We start from the raw sequence: 17,233 nt of genomic DNA on the forward strand, positions 1-17,233 counted from the left end.
GTCATGAGGGGTCCCCATAGGACATATTTCGTCCTAAGGGGACCCCTCATGACACGAGACGCTAGAGACCGCGTGAAGCGAACTTCGTCGGCCGGGTCTCCCAAGGAGCGTCCGAGGGCCGCGAAGACGCCGCCCCCGAAAGCACCGCGTGCGCGGCCAGCACGCCGCCGACGGTCGCCCCGTTCACCAGCTCGCCGCCCAGGGCCATCCGGACCGCCTCGGCGAGCGGGAACTTCCGCATGACGAGGTCGGCCTCCTCCTCGCCGAGGACCTCCCTGTCCACTTCGGACAGTTCACGGGCGAGGTAGACGCGGACGACCTCGTCGGTGAAACCGGGCGACGCCGCGACGTCGACCAGGGTCTCCCAGCGCTCGGCGCTGAGCCCGACCTCCTCGACCAGCTCGCGTTTCGCCGCGCCGACGGGGTCCTCCCCCGCCTTGTCGATCAGCCCGGCGGGCAGTTCCCACAGCCGCCGGCCGACCGGATGGCGGTACTGGTGGATCAGCGTCACCATGCCGTCGGCGTCCAGCGCGACGACGGCGACCGCGCCGAGGTGTTCGACGACCTCGCGGCGGGCGGTGCCGCCGCCGGGCATCACGACCTCGTCGACCCGCAGGCCCACGACCCGTCCGATGTGGACGTCCCTTGTGGACGCGACGGTGAACTCGTGCTTGCCGGGCTCGGTCACCGGGCTCCCGTCTGAGCGGCCTCGGGCAGCTCGACCGGCAGCCGCTCGGCGACCTTGCGGTCCACGACGGCCTTCACGAACGCGCTGAACAGCGGGTGCGGACGGGTCGGGCGGCTCTTGAGCTCCGGGTGCGCCTGGGTACCGACGAAGAACGGGTGCTTGTCGGCGGGCAGCTCCACGAACTCGACCAGGTGGTCGTCGGGCGAGGTACCCGAGAACACCAGACCGGCGTCGGAAAGGCGCTTGCGGTAGGCGTTGTTGACCTCGTAGCGGTGACGGTGCCGCTCGGAGACCTCGGTGCTGCCGTACGCCTTCGCGACCTGCGAGCCCGGCTTGAGCTTCGCGATGTAGGCGCCGAGCCGCATCGTGCCGCCCATGTCGCGCTCGCCCGCGACGACGTCACGCTGGTCCGCCATCGTGGAGATGACCGGGTTCGGACCGTCCTCGAACTCGGCCGAGTTCGCGTCCTTGATGCCCGCCAGGTTCCGCGCCGCGTCGATCACCATGCACTGCAGGCCGAGGCACAGGCCCAGCAGCGGCAGCCCGTGCGTCCGGGCGTAGGCGATGGCGCCGACCTTGCCCTCGATGCCGCGGACGCCGAACCCGCCGGGCACCAGCACACCGTCCACATCGGACAGCGCGGCGGCCGCACCGGCCGGGGTCTCGCAGGAATCCGACGGGACCCAGGAGATCTGGACCTTGGCACGGTGGGCGAACCCGCCCGCGCGCAGCGCCTCGGTCACCGACAGGTACGCGTCCGGCAGGTCGATGTACTTGCCGACGAGCGCGACCCGCACCGTCTCCGACGGGTTGTGCACGCGGTCGAGCAGGTCGCCCCACACGGTCCAGTCGACGTCGCGGAACGGCAGCCCGAGACGGCGCACCACGTAGGCGTCGAGCGCCTCACGGTGCAGCACCTTCGGGATGTCGTAGATCGACGGGGCGTCGGGGCAGGCGATGACGGCCTCGGTGTCGACGTCGCACATCAGGCCGATCTTGCGCTTGAGGTCCTCCGGCAGCTCACGGTCGGCGCGGCAGACGAGCGCGTCGGGCTGGATACCGATGTTGCGCAGCGCGGCGACCGAGTGCTGGGTCGGCTTGGTCTTCAGCTCGCCCGACGGGGCGAGGTACGGGACCAGCGAGACGTGGAGGAAGAAGCACTGGTCGCGGCCGACGTCGTGGCGGACCTGACGGCAGGCCTCCAGGAACGGCAGCGACTCGATGTCGCCGACGGTGCCGCCGACCTCGGTGATCACGACGTCCGGGCTGTTCCCGTCCTCGTCCGCGCCCGCCGCGGCGGTGATCCTGGCCTTGATCTCGTCGGTGATGTGCGGGATGACCTGCACGGTGTCGCCGAGGTACTCACCGCGGCGCTCCTTGGCGATGACCTCGGAGTACACCTGCCCGGTGGTGACGTTGGCCTTGCCGTCGAGAGCCCGGTCGAGGAAACGCTCGTAGTGCCCGATGTCCAGGTCGGTTTCGGCGCCGTCGTCCGTGACGAACACCTCACCGTGCTGGAACGGATTCATGGTGCCCGGATCGACGTTGAGGTACGGATCCAGCTTCTGCATCGTGACCCGGAGCCCACGTGCGGTAAGGAGCTGACCCAGGCTGGAAGCCGTGAGTCCCTTACCCAGAGAGGAGGCAACGCCTCCGGTGACAAAGACATACTTGGTAGCCCGCGACTGAAGTCCCACGGGCTTCCACCTTATCGCACGCCCGCCGAAGCGCTCACCGGCCACGCCGCAAGCGTCCGATGGAGTGGAAAACCGCTACTCTCGCGACGTGACAGACGCGCACGACACCTGGACCGCACCGGTCGCGGAAGGACCGCTGGACGCCGAGATCCGCGTCCCCGGTTCGAAGTCGATCACCAACCGGGCCTACGTCCTCGCCGCGCTCGCCAGCGCGCCGACGCGGGTGCGGACCCCGCTCGACTCCCGGGACGCGCGGCTGATGCTCGGCGCCATCTACGCCCTCGGCGCCCATTCGCAAGGCAGCATCGGCGGCTACCTCGTGCACCCGCTGGGCCCCGGCCGCGTCCATCCCGAAGAGACCGTCCGGGTGGAACTGGGCAACGCGGGCACGGTCGCCCGGTTCACCCCCGCGCTCGCCGCGCTGGGCACCGGCCCGGCGCTGTTCGACGGCGACGAGGCCATCCGCCGCCGTCCGATCGGACCGCTGTTGAAGGCGCTGCGCGGCCTCGGCGCCCGCATCGACGACGACCGTCGCGAGGCCCCGCCGTTCACCGTCCACGGCGAAGGCGGACTGCGGGGCGGCAAGGTCGATCTGGACTCGTCGGCGTCGAGCCAGTTCCTGTCCGCGCTGCTGCTCGCGGGACCGTCGTTCCAGCAAGGCGTGACAGTGCGCCTGGTCGGCGGCGCGGTGCCGAGCGAACCGCATATCGCGATGACCGCCGAGATGCTCCGCCGCTTCGGGGCCACTGTGGAACGTGAGGGTGCCGAGTTCCACGTCGCCCCGACGAGGCTTTCCTGCCCCGAGTACATCGTCGAACCGGATCTCTCGACGGCGGCGCCGTTCGTCGCCGCGGCGGTCGCGACCGGTGGCACGGTGCGGATCGCGGGCTGGCCGCAGCGGACGACCCAGCCCGGTGACTGGCTTCGCAGCCTGCTGCCCCTCCTCGGCGCGACCGTCGAACTCGACGAGGGCGGCCTGACGGTCACCGGCAGCGGCACGATTCCCGGCGTCGAACTGGATCTGCACGACGTCGGCGAGCTGACACCGGTGATCGCGGCGCTGCTGTGCTTCGCCGAGGGACCGTCGATCATCTCCGGGGTGGCGCATCTGCGCGGCCACGAGACGGACAGGCTGACAGCGCTCGCCACCGAACTGTCGTCGTTCGGCGCCGACGTCCGCGAGACCGAGGACGGGCTCCGGATCACGCCGGCCCCGCTGCACGGCGGGAAGTTCCACACTTACGACGACCACCGGCTGGTGATGGCGGCGGCCGTCCTGGGGCTGCGCGTCGAAGGTGTCGAGGTGGAGAACCCGGGGACGGTCGGGAAGACCTTCCCCGGATTCGCCGAAGCCTGGACGTCGATGCTCGGCTAGCCTTCGAACGGCGAATCGCGCCACAGGTCGATCATCGGCTTCATGCCTTCCACCAGCATCGGCAGGTCGGGCGCCATCGAGAGACAGGCGACCATCTGCAGCCGTCCCACGGCCTCGATCGTCTTCAGCACTCCTTCGTCGACCTTGCGCAGGCCCAGGTCTTCGGCGGCGGCGTTGTAGGCCGCGATGCCTTCGGGGCCGTTGAAGGCGAGATCGCGTTCGATCGGGCCGCGGTTGACCAGTTCGAAGTCGGAGTACAGCTCGCCTTCGGTGGTGACGATCAGGTTGTAGCCCGGCGCGTCACCGTGCACCGGCTGCACGGTGGCGTTCGGGAACGCCTTGGTGAAGGCCTCCTCCGACTCCAGCAGCGGCCGGAGGACCTCCCATTCGCGGCGGGCGCGGGCGAGGTCGCCCGCGTCGAGCAGGTCCGGCCTGCCTTCGAGCTGGGCGAGACCGTCGGGGATGAACGGGTCGAGCCCGTTCAGGAATGCCAGCTCGCCGGGATAGTCGCGGAGCGTGGCGTGCAGCTTCGCGACGAGCTTGGCCGAGTACTCCACGGCGAGGTTCGCGTCCTCGACGAACTCGATCAGCTCCCAGAAGGTCATCGAGAAACCGTCGCGCTGAACCGGTTCCGCCGGCACCAGCGGGCTCGGCTTGACGACCGGAAGCCCCTTTTCGCCGAGCCAGGCGGCGACGGCGAGCTCACGCCGCTGATCGATCAGTTGCGTCTCCAGCGTGGTAGTCCGGGGCAGCACGGTCGGCACGCGCACGACGACCGGCGAGGGCGCCAGCCGCACGATGACGGAGAAGACGTCGTACAGGACCTCGGGTTCGGTGACGGTGATGCCGAGGTCGCGGCCCGCGGAGACCGCGGCGGCCACCGCCCGCGCGGTGCGGGCGGCCCGTTGTTCATCGGTGATCATGCGATGAGTCTGACATGTCCGGTTCAGCCCGCGGAGCGTTCTCCGTCATCCTCGGGGAACAGCGTCTTCAGCGTGACCTGCCGGTTGACCCGCACATGCTCGACGGCGTGGGCCCGCGCGCGATCCGCGTCGCCCGAGGCGATCGCGTCGTAGAGACGGCGGTGCTCGTCGAGCAGTTCGCCCCAGTGCTCGTTCTGGCTGGTGAGCCAGCGCAGCCTGCCCTCGAGCGGGCGGAGGATCTCGTGCAGGAGGCCGTTGCCCGCCAGCGCGACGATCTCGTCGTGGAAGCGGGTGTTGAGCGCGGTGATGCGGGCCGCGTCACCGCTGCCGGTGGCGCGGGCGGCGTCGGCGAGGAGCCGTTCGAGCGCGCGGAGTTCCGCTTTGCCCGCCCGTTCGGCGGCCAGCCCGGCGGCGAGCCCTTCGAGCGATTCCCGGACGTCGAACAGCTCCTCGACGTCGGCCTTGGCCAGCCGGCGCACGACGATGCGACGGGGTGACTGGACGGCGAGGAAGCCTTCCGCCTCCAGGCTGCGGATGGCCTCGCGCACCGGGACCCGCGAGACGCCGAGGTCCTCGGCGAGCTCACGTTCGACCAGCCGGTCCCCCGGCTTCAGCCGTCCGGTGAGGATCCGTTCGCGCAGCTCGTCCCGGACCCGCTGCCGGGTCGCGGCCAGCGGCTGCCGCGGTCCTTCCTCGGCCACCCGACCCCCTCTTTCAACACTGCTGTAACAGCCCGTAACCCGAGTTTATCGGCAGAAACCTTGACGGCGGGCCACCGCGGGGTGATATTTGGGATGCCAAATTTTGGGATACCAAATCGACCGGAGCTCCCCGTCGATCGGAGGCCCGCATGACCGCCGCCCCAGCCACCAGTACCCCAACGCACGCCGCGGATCAGCCCGATCCCCGGCTTTGGAACGAGGATCTCGCCCCGGCGAAGGACCGCCGCTGGAAGGTCTACGACATCTTCGCGCTGTGGATGTCGGACGTGCACAACCTCGGCAACTACACCTTCGCGGCGGGCCTGTTCGTGCTCGGCCTCTCGGCGTGGCAGGTGTTCACCGCGCTGCTGACCGGCTTCGTGCTCATCTACTTCGGCATGAACCTGATGGGCCGGATCGGGCAGAAGACCGGCGTCCCCTTCCCCGTCGTCGCCCGCGTCAGTTTCGGCACCTTTGGCGCGAACCTGCCCGCGCTCATCCGCGCGATCATCGCGATCTTCTGGTACGGCATCCAGACCTACCTCGCCTCCGTGGCCATCACGCTGCTCGTGCTCGCGATCGACCCTGGGCTGAAACCGTTGACAGAGGTGGGTTTCCTCGGCCTGCACGCGCTCGGCTGGATCTGCTTCATCGCGCTGTGGCTCGCGCAGGCGCTGGTGCTCACCCGTGGCATGGAGGCGGTGCGCAAGTTCCAGGACTGGTGCGGTCCGGGCATCTGGGTCGTGATGATCGCGCTCGCGGTGTGGGTCCTGGCCGCCGCGGACTGGAACATCTCCTTGACCGGCAACCCGAAGGCACTGTCCACAGGGGAGCAAGTACGGCAGTGGTTCGGCGCGGTGGGCCTGATCCTGTCGATCTACGGCACCCTGATGCTCAACTTCTGCGACTTCTCCCGGTTCGCCCCGAACCAGAAAACGGTGCGGCGCGGCAACTTCTGGGGCCTGCCGATCAACTCGACGGCGTTCGCGCTGCTGTCCGTACTGGTGACCGCCGGCAGCCTCCAAGTGTTCGGCGAGGCCATCACCGACCCGGCCGAACTGCTGGCCCGCATCGACAACACCCCGGTGCTGATCGTCGGCGCGCTGACCTTCGCGATCGCCACCATGGGCGTGAACATCGTCGCGAACTTCGTCTCCCCCGCCTACGATCTGGCCAACATCTGGCCGAAACGGATCACCTTCACCATCGGCGGGATGATCAGCGCGGTCGCGGCGTTGTGCGTGCTGCCGTGGAAGCTGTACTCCTCCCCCGCCGTGGTCAACTACTTCCTCGGCGGCCTCGGCGCCTTCCTCGGTCCCCTGTTCGGCATCATGATCGTGGACTACTACCTGGTGAAACGCGGCCGGGTCGACGTCGGCAAGCTGTTCGTGGCCGGACCCGATTCGCCGTACCACTACAAACGGGGGTTCAACCCGCGGGCGATGGTCACTTTCCTGCCGACGGCGGCGCTGTCCGCGGTCATCGCGCTGGTGCCGTTCTTCGCCCCCGCCGCGCCGTACTCGTGGTTCATCGGCACCGCGTCCGCGGCCGCGCTGTACTTCGCCGTCTCGCGGAAACAGCGGGTGGCGTGATGCGGATCCTGGTCACCAACTGCAACACCACCGAGGCGATGACCAAGGAGATCGAAGCGGGCGCCCGAGCCGCGGCGAGCCCAGGCACCGAGATCCTGGCCAGAACGCCGCTGTGGGGCCCGGAATCCGCGGAAGGCTGGCTGGACAGCTTCCTGAGCGCCGCGGCCGTCATCGACCTTCTCGACAAGATGGACGAGCCCTTCGACGCGCTCGTGATGGCCGGTTTCGGCGAGCACGGACGGGAAGGCGCCAGGGAAATGCTCGACGTCCCCGTCGTCGACATCACCGAAGCGGCCGCGCATCTGGCCTGTCTGCTGGGAAGACGCTACGGCGTCGTGACCACATTGGACCGCACGTGCGCGCTCATCGAAGACAGCCTGCACACGTCCGGCGTCGCGCAGAACTGCGTCTGCGTTCTCGGGGCCGGCCTCGGCGTCCTCGAACTGACCGACGAACACCGGACGGAATCGGCGCTCCTGACCGCCGGACGCCGAGCCCGGGACGCGGGCGCGGAGGTCCTCGTGCTCGGCTGCGCCGGGATGACCGGACTGGACCGGCGGATCTCCGCGATGCTCGACATCCCGGTGATCGACGGCGTCGCCGCGGCGGTCCGCCTCGCCGAATCCCTGGTGGCCCTCCGCCTCAAGACCAGCCGGGCCGGCTCCTACGCCCGCCCGCTGCCCAAGAACCGCGTCTGGCCCACCCGAGACCCACGCATTTAGTCCTCTGGATGCGGTCCTTGCACACGCAAGGACCGCATCCAGAGGACGAAACGCGTGGGGTCAGTTGCCGTCGGCGGCGATCCCAGGCGCGGGAGCCTGGGCGTTGCCCGCGATGCCGTAGCGCCCCGCACCGCCTTCGAGCTGCTCGCGCAGCGCCATGATCGTGGTGACGCGGCCCGCCGCGGTCTCCGCGTTGTCCACAGTGGACAAGATGGAGGTCGACGAGGTGTCGGCGCGGACGACGCCGATCGCGCCGGTGCCGTCGGCGGATCCCGCGTCTCCCGCCAGGACGGTGCCCGCGCCGGACCGGTCGAGCTGCGCGGCGAAACGCGCGACGGTCGAGGCGCGGTCACCGGCGCCGTCGCCGGTGTACTTGGAGCCGGTGAGCACGATCGCGAGCTGCGCGGGCTTCACGTCTCCGCCGGTCTTGAGGAAACCGCCGTCGGTGAGCCCGCCGAGCGCGGCCGCCAGTTCCACCGGCGTGGACTGCGGCTGCGCGTTGTCCTTGTTCAGCAACGCCACCGAACCGAGCAGGGCGCCGGCGAGGGTGCCCGGGTCGCCCGCGGTCGGGAACTGGACACCGGCGGGCTGCAGACGCGTCACGACGTCACGCAGCTGATCGGACCGCATCGGGTCGGAGAACGCTTCGGTCAGCTGGATCTCGCCGGTGACGGCGGCCCCCGACTGCCCGACGAGCTGCTTGAGCGCGTCGCGGTCCGCGGGCTTCGCGTCCTCTGTGGTCACCAGCACCACCGAACGCTTGTCCAGCTGCCCGGCGACGACCTTCGGCCCCATCGCACCGGCGAAGGCGTCCGCGTCACCGAGCCGGGCGTTGAGGGAATTGCGCTGCGCCTCCAGATCCGCGACCTGGGAACCCAGGTCCTCCTTCTGGCTGGCGAGGCCCGAAAGCAGCGAACCGTTCAGGGCGGTGGACCCGAGCACGACCCCGAGCGCGAGCGCCAGGAAGCAGGCGGCGATGGAAACGATGTGGTACCGCAGTGAAATCACGTGAAAAGTCCCTTGCCCCAGGCGATGAACGAGTTCCAGGTCTCACGGATCCAGTCGAGGTAGACCGAACCCACGTCGGAGACCAGCAGCGCGGCCACGACGGCCACCAAGGTCGCCACCACCAGCAGGACGATGGCGCCGATGGACACCCGGCTGCGGTGCAGGGTCGCGACCGCCTTGCCGTCGACCAGTTTCGTACCGAGCTTGAGCCTGGTGAGGAACGTCGACGGGTTCGACCCGGACCGGCCGTGGTCGAGGAATTCCCGCAGCGTCGCCTGGAAACCGACGGTGACCACCAGGCTCGCCTCGTGCGCGTCGGCCAGCAGCAGCGCCAGGTCCTCGGCGTTGCCGGTCGCCGGGAAGGTGACCGCGCCGATCCCGAGGTCCTGGATGCGCTCGACCCCCGGCGCGTGCCCGTCCGGCTGTGCCGGGACCACGACCTCGCCGCCGCTGCGCAGTGTCTCGGAGCCGATCCCGTGCGGGTCGCCGACGATGACGTCCGGCTGATACCCCTGCGCGCGCAGGGTGTCGGCCCCGGCGTCGACGCCGATCAGCACCGGCCGGTGCTCGGAGATGTACTTCTTCAGTTTCTTGAGGTCTTCGGCGTGCCCGTTGCCGCCCGCGACCACGAGCGCGTGCCGGTCCCGGAGCGGAACCCGGATCTCCGGAACGCCGACGCCGTCGAGGATGAGACTGCGTTCCCGGCGCAGGAACTCGATCGTGTTCGCGGAGAACGCCTCAAGCTGGGTGGACATCCCGGCCTTGGCCTCGATCATCTGGTCCGCGACGCTTTCCCGCGTCTGCTGGACCCCCGATCCGATCTGCCGCTCGCCGATGTAGACGACGCCCTCGTGCAGGCGGAGTTTCGTACCGTCCTTCACCTTGCGCAGCAGTTCGCCGCCGACCGAATCGACCAGCGGGATCCCCGCTTCGAGCAGGATCTCCGGGCCCAGGTTGGGGAACCGGCCGGAGATCGACGGCGAAGCGTTCACCACCGCCGCGACTTCGGCCTCCACCAAGGCATCGGCCGTCGACCGGTCGAGATCCAGCTGGTCGAGGACCACGATGTCGCCCGGGCTCAGCCGGCGGAGCAGCTCTCGCGTGCGCCTGTCGACCCTGGCGACGCCAATGATCCCGGGGAGGGTCTCTTGGTTACGCGTGAGCAAGCCGGTGAGCTTCATGCGACCGATAGTGACAAATCCGCGCGGCCTTCTGCGTCCGCCACGCCGAGGGGAGCGTGCCGATTAACCCACACCGGGCGCGTTACTTGGCTTTCTTGCGCTTTCCGCCCCGGCGGGCTTTGGGCTTGTCCGGCGTGCTCTTGTCGGCCTCGGCGACGGCGAGCAATTCCTCCGCGTGCGCCCGGCCGGTCTCGGTGCTTTCCATTCCGGCGAGCATCCGGGCGAGTTCGACGACGCGTTCCGATTGCTTGAGCACGCGCACGCCACTGCGGGTCACTCCGCCGCTGGTGCCCTTGTCCACCACCAGATGCTGATCGGCGAACGCGGCCACCTGCGGCAGGTGCGTGACCACCAGGACCTGGTGGCTGCGCGCCAGCCGCGCGAGCCGCCTGCCGATCTCGACCGCGGCCCGGCCGCCGACCCCGGCGTCGACCTCGTCGAACACCAGCGTCTGCACGGTGTCCGCGTGCGCGAGGACGACCTCGATCGCCAGCATCACGCGGGAAAGCTCACCGCCGGAAGCGGCCTTGTGCACGGGAAGCGGCGGTGCGCCGTTGTGCGCCCGCAGCAGCAGTTCGACGTCGTCGATCCCGTCGGGACCGGCGTGCACGAGCCTGCCGTCGGCCTTCACCGCGTGCGTGTCGCTCTCGTCCACGGTGCGGCGCTCGACGGTGATCTCGATCTCCGCCTGGCCCATGGCGAGCCCGGACATCTCGGCGGTGATCGCCTCGGCGAGTTCGGCGGCGGCCTCGACCCTGGCTTCCGACAGCGTGAGGGCGTGTTCGGCGAGGGTGACGGCGAGTTCGTCGCGGCGCTTGGCCAGTTCGGCCAGTGCTTCCTCGGAGGTGTCCATCGTGGACATCCGGCGGCGGGCGTCGTCGGCCCACGCGAGCACACCGTCCACATCGGCCGCGTACTTGCGCGTGAGCCGTTTCAGGTCGGCCTGGCGCGCGAGCACCTTCTCCAGCAGTGCCGGGTCCGCGTCGAGGGTTTCGAGGTAGCTGCCCAGCTCGGCACCCACTTCGGACAGCAGCACCGAGGCTTCGTCCAGCCGGGGCCCGAGTTCGCGCAGCACGGCGTCTTCCGACCCCGAAAGCTGCCGCGTCGCCTCGCCGATCAACCCGACCGCGCCGGGCGCGTCCGGGTCTCCGTCGGGAGAGCCCGAGACGGCCGCCTGCGCGGCACTCGCGGCGGCCCGCAGTTCGTCGACCGCGGCGAGCCGCTTGATCTGCTCGGTGAGCTCGGTGTCCTCGCCGGGTTCGGGCGCGACGGCGTCGATCTCGGTGAGCCCGTGGCGCAGCAGATCCGCCTGCTGGGCCATCTCACGGGAACGGGTCGATCGCTCGGTCAGTTCGGCGACGACGGCGAGCCATTCGTCCCGCACCGCGCGGTACAGCTCGAGCGGTTCGGTGACGGCCTCACCGGCGAACCGGTCGATCACCGCGCGCTGCTCGGCGGGGCGCAGCAGGCGCAGCTGATCGTTCTGCCCGTGGACCGCGATCAGCTGCTCGGACAGGTCGGCCAGCACGCCGACCGGCACCGAACGGCCGCCCAGGTGGGCACGGGACCGGCCGTCGACCGAGACCGCGCGCAGCGCGATGACGCTGCCGTCCTCGTCGACCTCCGCCCCGGCGTCGGTGACGATCCGGGTGGCGCCCTCGGCACCGCCCAGCTCGAATCGGCCTTCCACGAAGGCCTTCAGCATTCCCGTCCGCACCTTGGACACTTCAGCTCGGCCGCCGGAGAGCAGGTGCAACCCGCTGACGACCATCGTCTTGCCCGCACCCGTCTCACCGGTGACCACGGTGAAGCCCGCGTGCAGTTCCAGCAGGGCGTCCTCGATGACTCCGAGGCCCTGGATGCGCATCTCGGCCAGCACGACGCCCACCGTAGCGGCCCACCCCGACCATTCCCGCACCCGGCACGTCATGAAAGGGGCTTTCAAGACGTTTCTTGTCCTGAAAGCCCCTTTCATGACATCTGTCAGCGGGCGTGTCGCTCCCGCCAGCCCTTGATCGGCAGCGCGAACTTGTGCACGAGCCGGTCGGTGAACGGGCCTTCCCACAACCGGATCAGGCGCACCGGCACCTGGCCGCAGGTGACCCGCACGGCCGCGCCGGCGGGAAGATCGAAGGTCCGCGATCCGTCGCAGGTCAGGACGGCGGGCGAACCGTCCGGATCGATGGCGACGGTGATCTCGGAGTCGCGCGAGACGACCAGCGGCCGGGAGAACATCGCGTGCGCGTTGCTCGGGACCACCAGCAGCGCCTGGACGTCCGGCCAGATGATCGGGCCGCCCGCGGAGAACGCGTACGCCGTCGAACCGGTCGGAGTGGCACACAGGACGCCGTCGCAGCCGAAGGACGACACGGGCCTTCCGTCGACCTCGATGAGCGCGTCCAGCACGCGCTCACGCGAGCTCTTCTCGACGCTGGCCTCGTTGAGCGCCCACGTCCGGACGATCTCCTCGCCGTCGACACGGACCACGACGTCGACGGTCATCCGCTCTTCGACCTGGTAGTCGCCGTCGACGGCGCGCTGGACGGTGTCGGCCAGCTTGTCCGAATCGGCCTCGGCGAGGAACCCGACCCGTCCCATGTTCACGCCGAGGACCGGGACGCCGTTCGGCCTGGCCAGCTCGGCGGCCCGCAGCAGCGTGCCGTCGCCACCGAGCGCGAACACCAGCTCGGTCCCGGCGGCCGGGTCCTGCTCCGGCGCCATGACCGTGCAGGGGGCGCCGATCCCGCCGTCCGCTTCCAGCATCTCCCGGACGTCCTCGTCGATCACCCGCAGCCGCACCCCGGCCTTGGCGAACCGGGCCGACACCTCGCGTGCCGCGTCCCGGGTCGCGTCCCGGTCCGGGTGCACGACCAGCAGCACCTCGCGATCGCTCATTGGGGTCCCTCCAGGACTGCGGAGCGCACGAGCCGCTCGGCGTCGGTGCCGAGGGTCTCCCCCGCCCCGCGGGTAAGCCAGACGAAGTATTCGACGTTCCCGGACGGACCGGGAAGCGGGCTCGCCACGACGCCGCGCAGGCGCAGGTCCAGCTTCTCGGCCTCGGCGAGCACGCCCAGCACCGATTCGGCCCGCAGCTCCGGGTCACGGACGACGCCGCCGCTGCCGAGCCGGTCCTTGCCCACCTCGAACTGTGGTTTCACCATCGGCACCAGGTCGGCGCCGTCCCGCGCGCAGGCGGCCAGCGCGGGCAGCACGAGTTTGAGCGAGATGAACGAGAGGTCGCCGACCACCAGGTCGACCTGGCCGCCGAGGTCTTCCGGGGTCAGGTTGCGGACGTTCGTCTTGTCGAGGACGACCACGCGGTCGTCGGTGCGCAGGCGCCAGTCCAGCAGGCCGCGGCCGACGTCGGCGGCGATCACCGTGGCGGCGCCGTTGCGCAGCAGGACGTCCGTGAAGCCACCTGTCGAGGCTCCCGCGTCGAGGCAGCGCTTTCCTTCGGCGGAAAGGCCTTGCGGGGTGAAGGCTTCGAGCGCGCCGAGCAGTTTGTGCGCGCCGCGGGAGGCCCAGCCGGGGTCGTCGTTGTCACGCACGACGATCGGCGCGTCGGACTCGACGCCGGTGGCGGGTTTGGTGGCCACCATTCCGCGCACGGTGACCTTGCCTTCGGCGATCAGCGCGGACGCCTGTTCCCTGGAGCGGGCGAGTCTCCGCCTGACGAGCTCCGCGTCCAGGCGGGCGCGTTTGGGCACGCGGTCAGACCTTGTCGATGGTGGACAGTGCCACCGTCAGTTCGGTGTGCACGGCTTCGAAACGGTCGACGTGCTCCGAGAGCGGAAGCGCGGCGAGGTCTTCGAGACCCGCCACGGCTTCGTCGACCCCGGCACGGGGATCCGTGTCCTGCTGCGCGAACTGGTCAGGCGGCGGCCCCGGTACCGGCGGCGGGCCGGGAACCGGGGGTCGCGGAACGGGGTGGAAGTGGTCCTGCACCCCACCAAGTTAGCAGCGCTTCTCAGGCGAGGCGCAGCTCGGCGAGCGCCGCGCGGGCGGTGTCGCCCACACCGCGGACCTCGGTGATCCCCGACTCCCAGGCCACCGCGCACAACGCGCGCAACAGGTCCAGGGCGTCGCCTTCACCATCGGCTTCGAGCACGTCACCCTGTGCGGTGACGCGCCAGCCTTCCTTGGGCCCGACTTCGAGCAGGTCCGCCCGGCTGCTCAGCCCGGACAGGTCCCGCGCGAGGTAGCGAGGACGCTCTTCGGGCCTCGCCTCGATCAGGGACGCCGCGTCGGCGACACCGGTCAAAACGCAGAGCGCGTCGATCCCGGCCGCGACCGCGCCCTCGATGTCGGTGTCCAGCCGGTCGCCCACCACGAGCGAGCGCTCGGCACCCGCGTCCCGCGCCGCCGTGGTGAACAGCAGCGGCGCCGGCTTGCCCGCCACCAGCGGTTCGGCGCCGGTGGCTGTCCGCAGGGCGGCCACCATCGACCCGTTGCCCGGCAACAGACCGCGTTCGGTCGGCAGGGTCGCGTCCACGTTGGTCGCCACCCAGAGCGCGCCCGCGCGGATGGCGAGACACGCCTCCGCGAGAGCGGCCCAGGTGTTCTCCGGGGAGTGTCCCTGCACGACGGCCGCCACGTCCGGACCGGCTTCCCGGACCGTCCGCAGGCCCGCCGACTCGATCTGGGCGACCAGCGATTCCGTGCCCACGACGAGGACCACGGCGCCCTGAGGCAGCCGCTCACCCAGCAGGGCGGCGGCGGCCTGAGAGCTCGTGTGGACCTCGTCGGGGGACGCGGGGAGCCCGAGTGCCTCCAGATGCGCGGAGACCTCAGCGGGCGCCTTGGAGGCGTTGTTCGTCACCCACCGGATGGCGGTGCCGTGGTCCCGGAGCGCCCGGAGTGCTTCCGGCGCGCCCGGGACCACCTTGCTGCCGTGATAGACCGTGCCGTCGAGGTCGAACAGGACCGCGTCGTACCCGGCCGACAGGGCGTCAGCCATTCGTGAGCTCCGCGGCGCGCTCGGCGGCGTCGGTCTCGTCCTCCTCGTCGGCCTCGGCCGCGTTCAGGAACCAGCGGATCGCGTCGTCCTTGCGATCGGCGGCGGCGAGGTTGTCGGCGTAGGCGTAGAACAGGCGGGCGCTCCACGGGTCGCGCTTCTCCGCCTTGAGGTCGTCGCCCTGGAGGGAGACGACGGCGGCGTCCAGCTGACCGAGGTCGCGCCGGGCGCCGGCCGCGACGATCGCGAGTTCGATCTGGGTCGCCTTGGACAGACGCTCCTTGTCGACCTCCTTCGCGAGGTCGAGCGCCCGCTCCGGACGGCCGATGGCGCGTTCCGCGTCGGCGATGATCGCGATGTGGTCGTCGCTGCGGGTCATCCGGCGGACGGCGCGCAGCTCGGACAGGGCCTCGGACCAGTTGCCCGCGTGGTAGGCGACCAGGCCGAGCGCCTCGCGGACGATCGGGACCCGGGAAGCCTTGGCCTTCGCGTACTTGGCGTGCTCCATCGCGGCTTCGGGGTCTTCGTCGACGAGCCCGCCGGCCGCGACGAGGTGCTTGCCGACGGTCTCCGCGAGTGCCTTGGGCAGCGTGCGGAGTTCCCGGCGGACCTCCTCGTCGAGATCGGAGAACTCGATGCCCTCGGGCAGTTCCGGGGCCTCGAGCAGCTCACGCGCCAAGGTCTCGTCGTCGACGGGCCGGTCGTCGGTGCGCGGCGAGGACCGGAAGTCCTTGCGGCCCTCGGAACGGTCGCGCTGAGGACGGTCTTCGCGCTTGCGCTCGAACCGGCCTTCGCCGCCGCGGGAGTCGCTTCGCCTGTCGTCGTACCGCTTCTCCGGGCGGTCTCCCGAAGAGCGGTAGCCGCCACGACGGTCGTCACCGCGGTTGTCGCCGCCCCGGTTGTCGCGGTCGCCGTAGGACTTGCGCTCGTAGCCACCGCCGCTGGGACGGCGGTCGCCGGAGGAAGGACCACGACGGTCGTCCCGCCGGTCGCCGTTGTAGCCGCCGGAACGCGAACCACCGCGGTCGTCGCGATCGCGGTAGGACGGACGACGGTCGTCGCTGCCGCCCCGGTTGTCGCGGTCGCCATAGGACTTGCCCTGGGGGCGTCCTTCGTACCGGTTGCCGGACGGGCGGTCGTCGGAACGGCCGCGGTTGTCCGAGCCGTAGCCGGACCGGGCCGGGCGGCTGTCGGAACGCTTCTCGTACCGGCCCTCGGAACGGCTGTCCGACCGACTGTCGGACCGGTTGTCGTAGCGACGCTCGGGACGGCCTTCGGACGAGCGGTACCCGCCGCGGCTGTCGCCACCACGGTTGTCGCCGCCGCGGTATCCACCGCGATCGCCGCCGCGGTTGTCCCGGCTGTCGCGGTTGTCGGACCGGTAACCGCCGCGGTCGCCGCCTCGGCTGTCACGACGGTCGTCCGAACGGTAGCCGCCACGGCTGTCGCCGCCGCGGTTGTCCGAGCGGTAGCCACCGCGGTCGCCGCCACGGTCGTCGCGGTTGTAGCCGCCACGGCGGTCGTTGTCACGACCACCCGAGCGGTCGCCGCCGGGGCCACGACGGTCGTCGTTGTTGTAGCGCGGGCGGTTCTCGTCGCGGCCCTGGCCACCGAAGCGGCTGCCACCGGAGCGCTGGTCACGGGGACCGTCGCCGCCGCGGCCGGGCTTGCCGGAATAGCTGCTCGTCCCGCGGGCACCGCGGTCGTCACGGCGCGGGCGGCCCTGGTAGCCGCCGTCACGGCCGCCCCGGTCCTGCCTGCCGCCGGCGGAACCGCGCCGGTCACCTCGCTGCGCGTCAGACCGGCCTCCGCGGGGACTGTCGTCCCGGCGACCCGACCGGCCGGACGCGCCATCATCTGAGTCACGTCGACCGAACTCGGACACCTGGCCTCCTGCCACTATTGAAAAAGTTTTCGACACTTGCGCCCACCTGTCGGGCGAGCCAACGGACCATTCTAGTCCGTCCATGGACATGAAAAGAGACAGGGCCCTGACCGGGGAGAACCTGTTAGGGGTTCTCGACCCAGGTCAGGACCCTGTCCTGAAGTTAGTCCGGCGGTGTCCTACTCTCCCACAACCCTTCGGTTGCAGTACCATCGGCGCTGTCAGGCTTAGCTTCCGGGTTCGGAATGGGACCGGGCGTTTCCCTGACGCTATAACCACCGAAACACTGTGAAACACTCCCCCACAAACCCTCATGGGGGTTGTGTGGTGTTTCAGAGCTGTAGAGTGGATGCGTAACATCTTTGTGGGCAAGTCCTCGGCCTATTAGTACCAGTCAACTCGACAACACATTACTGTGCTTCCATTTCTGGCCTATCAACCCAATGGTCTGTTGGGGGCCTTAACCCACATGGGGTGGGATACCTCATCTTGGAACAGGCTTCCCGC

General features: G+C 70.2%; 15 protein-coding genes and 2 rRNA genes. 3 read left to right on the forward strand and 14 right to left on the reverse strand.

Annotated features, from left to right (window positions below; translation table 11 throughout):
* Nucleotides 1-61: 61 nt before the first annotated feature.
* Together CFP71_RS39730 and CFP71_RS39735 are read right to left on the reverse strand one after the other, a co-directional pair.
* On the reverse strand, nt 62-688 hold the full coding sequence (locus CFP71_RS39730; protein WP_093939046.1) for an NUDIX domain-containing protein: 627 nt from the start codon (nt 686-688) through the stop codon (nt 62-64).
* Entirely contained in the window at nt 685-2,385 is a 1,701-nt protein-coding gene (locus CFP71_RS39735) for a CTP synthase (RefSeq protein ID WP_093939047.1), read from the reverse strand. Before CFP71_RS39735 ends, CFP71_RS39730 begins: the two co-directional genes overlap by 4 nt.
* Before the next feature lie 88 nt (nt 2,386-2,473).
* Here CFP71_RS39735 and aroA point away from each other — a divergent pair, with 88 nt between their 5' ends.
* Nucleotides 2,474-3,760, forward strand: a complete 1,287-nt coding sequence (gene aroA / locus CFP71_RS39740) for a 3-phosphoshikimate 1-carboxyvinyltransferase (RefSeq protein ID WP_093939048.1) — start codon at nt 2,474-2,476, stop codon at nt 3,758-3,760.
* Here aroA and CFP71_RS39745 read toward each other — a convergent pair.
* Nucleotides 3,757-4,683, reverse strand: a complete 927-nt coding sequence (locus tag CFP71_RS39745) for an aminoglycoside phosphotransferase family protein (protein ID WP_093939049.1) — start codon at nt 4,681-4,683, stop codon at nt 3,757-3,759. The genes aroA and CFP71_RS39745 overlap by 4 nt on opposite strands.
* A 23-nt stretch (nt 4,684-4,706) precedes the next feature.
* On the reverse strand, nt 4,707-5,384 hold the full coding sequence (locus CFP71_RS39750) for a GntR family transcriptional regulator (protein WP_093939050.1): 678 nt from the start codon (nt 5,382-5,384) through the stop codon (nt 4,707-4,709).
* Between the two features lie 149 nt (nt 5,385-5,533).
* On the opposite strand from CFP71_RS39750, the gene CFP71_RS39755 reads away from it, so the two are divergent.
* Entirely contained in the window at nt 5,534-6,976 is a 1,443-nt protein-coding gene (locus CFP71_RS39755; RefSeq protein ID WP_093939051.1) for an NCS1 family nucleobase:cation symporter-1, read from the forward strand.
* On the forward strand, nt 6,976-7,698 hold the full coding sequence (locus tag CFP71_RS39760) for an aspartate/glutamate racemase family protein (protein ID WP_093939052.1): 723 nt from the start codon (nt 6,976-6,978) through the stop codon (nt 7,696-7,698). Before CFP71_RS39755 ends, CFP71_RS39760 begins: the two co-directional genes overlap by 1 nt.
* Nucleotides 7,699-7,758: 60 nt before the next feature.
* On the opposite strand, the gene CFP71_RS39765 is transcribed toward CFP71_RS39760, so the two are convergent.
* The 10 genes from CFP71_RS39765 to CFP71_RS39810 form a co-directional block, all read right to left on the reverse strand.
* Nucleotides 7,759-8,706 carry a copper transporter gene (locus tag CFP71_RS39765; protein WP_093939053.1) on the reverse strand — a complete coding sequence of 316 codons (948 nt, stop codon included), beginning with the start codon at nt 8,704-8,706 and terminating at the stop codon, nt 7,759-7,761.
* Nucleotides 8,703-9,887: a putative cytokinetic ring protein SteA gene (gene steA / locus CFP71_RS39770; RefSeq protein WP_093939054.1), complete on the reverse strand. Its 1,185-nt coding sequence runs from the start codon at nt 9,885-9,887 to the stop codon at nt 8,703-8,705. The genes CFP71_RS39765 and steA overlap by 4 nt, the downstream gene beginning before the upstream one ends.
* Nucleotides 9,888-9,969: 82 nt before the next feature.
* On the reverse strand, nt 9,970-11,766 hold the full coding sequence (gene recN / locus CFP71_RS39775; RefSeq protein ID WP_167406441.1) for a DNA repair protein RecN: 1,797 nt from the start codon (nt 11,764-11,766) through the stop codon (nt 9,970-9,972).
* Between the two features lie 104 nt (nt 11,767-11,870).
* On the reverse strand, nt 11,871-12,782 hold the full coding sequence (locus CFP71_RS39780) for an NAD kinase (RefSeq protein WP_093939056.1): 912 nt from the start codon (nt 12,780-12,782) through the stop codon (nt 11,871-11,873).
* Entirely contained in the window at nt 12,779-13,594 is an 816-nt protein-coding gene (locus tag CFP71_RS39785) for a TlyA family RNA methyltransferase (RefSeq protein WP_093939057.1), read from the reverse strand. Before CFP71_RS39785 ends, CFP71_RS39780 begins: the two co-directional genes overlap by 4 nt.
* Before the next feature lie 4 nt (nt 13,595-13,598).
* Nucleotides 13,599-13,832 carry a hypothetical protein gene (locus tag CFP71_RS39790; RefSeq protein ID WP_093939058.1) on the reverse strand — a complete coding sequence of 78 codons (234 nt, stop codon included), beginning with the start codon at nt 13,830-13,832 and terminating at the stop codon, nt 13,599-13,601.
* 22 nt (nt 13,833-13,854) lie between these two features.
* Nucleotides 13,855-14,844, reverse strand: a complete 990-nt coding sequence (locus CFP71_RS39795; RefSeq protein ID WP_093939059.1) for an HAD-IIA family hydrolase — start codon at nt 14,842-14,844, stop codon at nt 13,855-13,857.
* The gene (locus CFP71_RS39800) at nt 14,837-16,726 is read right to left on the reverse strand and encodes a hypothetical protein (protein ID WP_093939060.1); all 1,890 of its coding nucleotides are present in this window, start codon (nt 16,724-16,726) and stop codon (nt 14,837-14,839) included. The genes CFP71_RS39795 and CFP71_RS39800 overlap by 8 nt, the downstream gene beginning before the upstream one ends.
* Nucleotides 16,727-16,892: 166 nt before the next feature.
* Nucleotides 16,893-17,009, reverse strand: a 5S ribosomal RNA gene (gene rrf / locus CFP71_RS39805).
* 81 nt (nt 17,010-17,090) lie between these two features.
* Nucleotides 17,091-17,233: ribosomal RNA gene (locus CFP71_RS39810) — 23S ribosomal RNA — on the reverse strand; the annotation flags it as partial.

It is taken from the genome of Amycolatopsis thailandensis (genome assembly GCF_002234405.1).
Lineage (GTDB): Bacteria > Actinomycetota > Actinomycetes > Mycobacteriales > Pseudonocardiaceae > Amycolatopsis > Amycolatopsis thailandensis.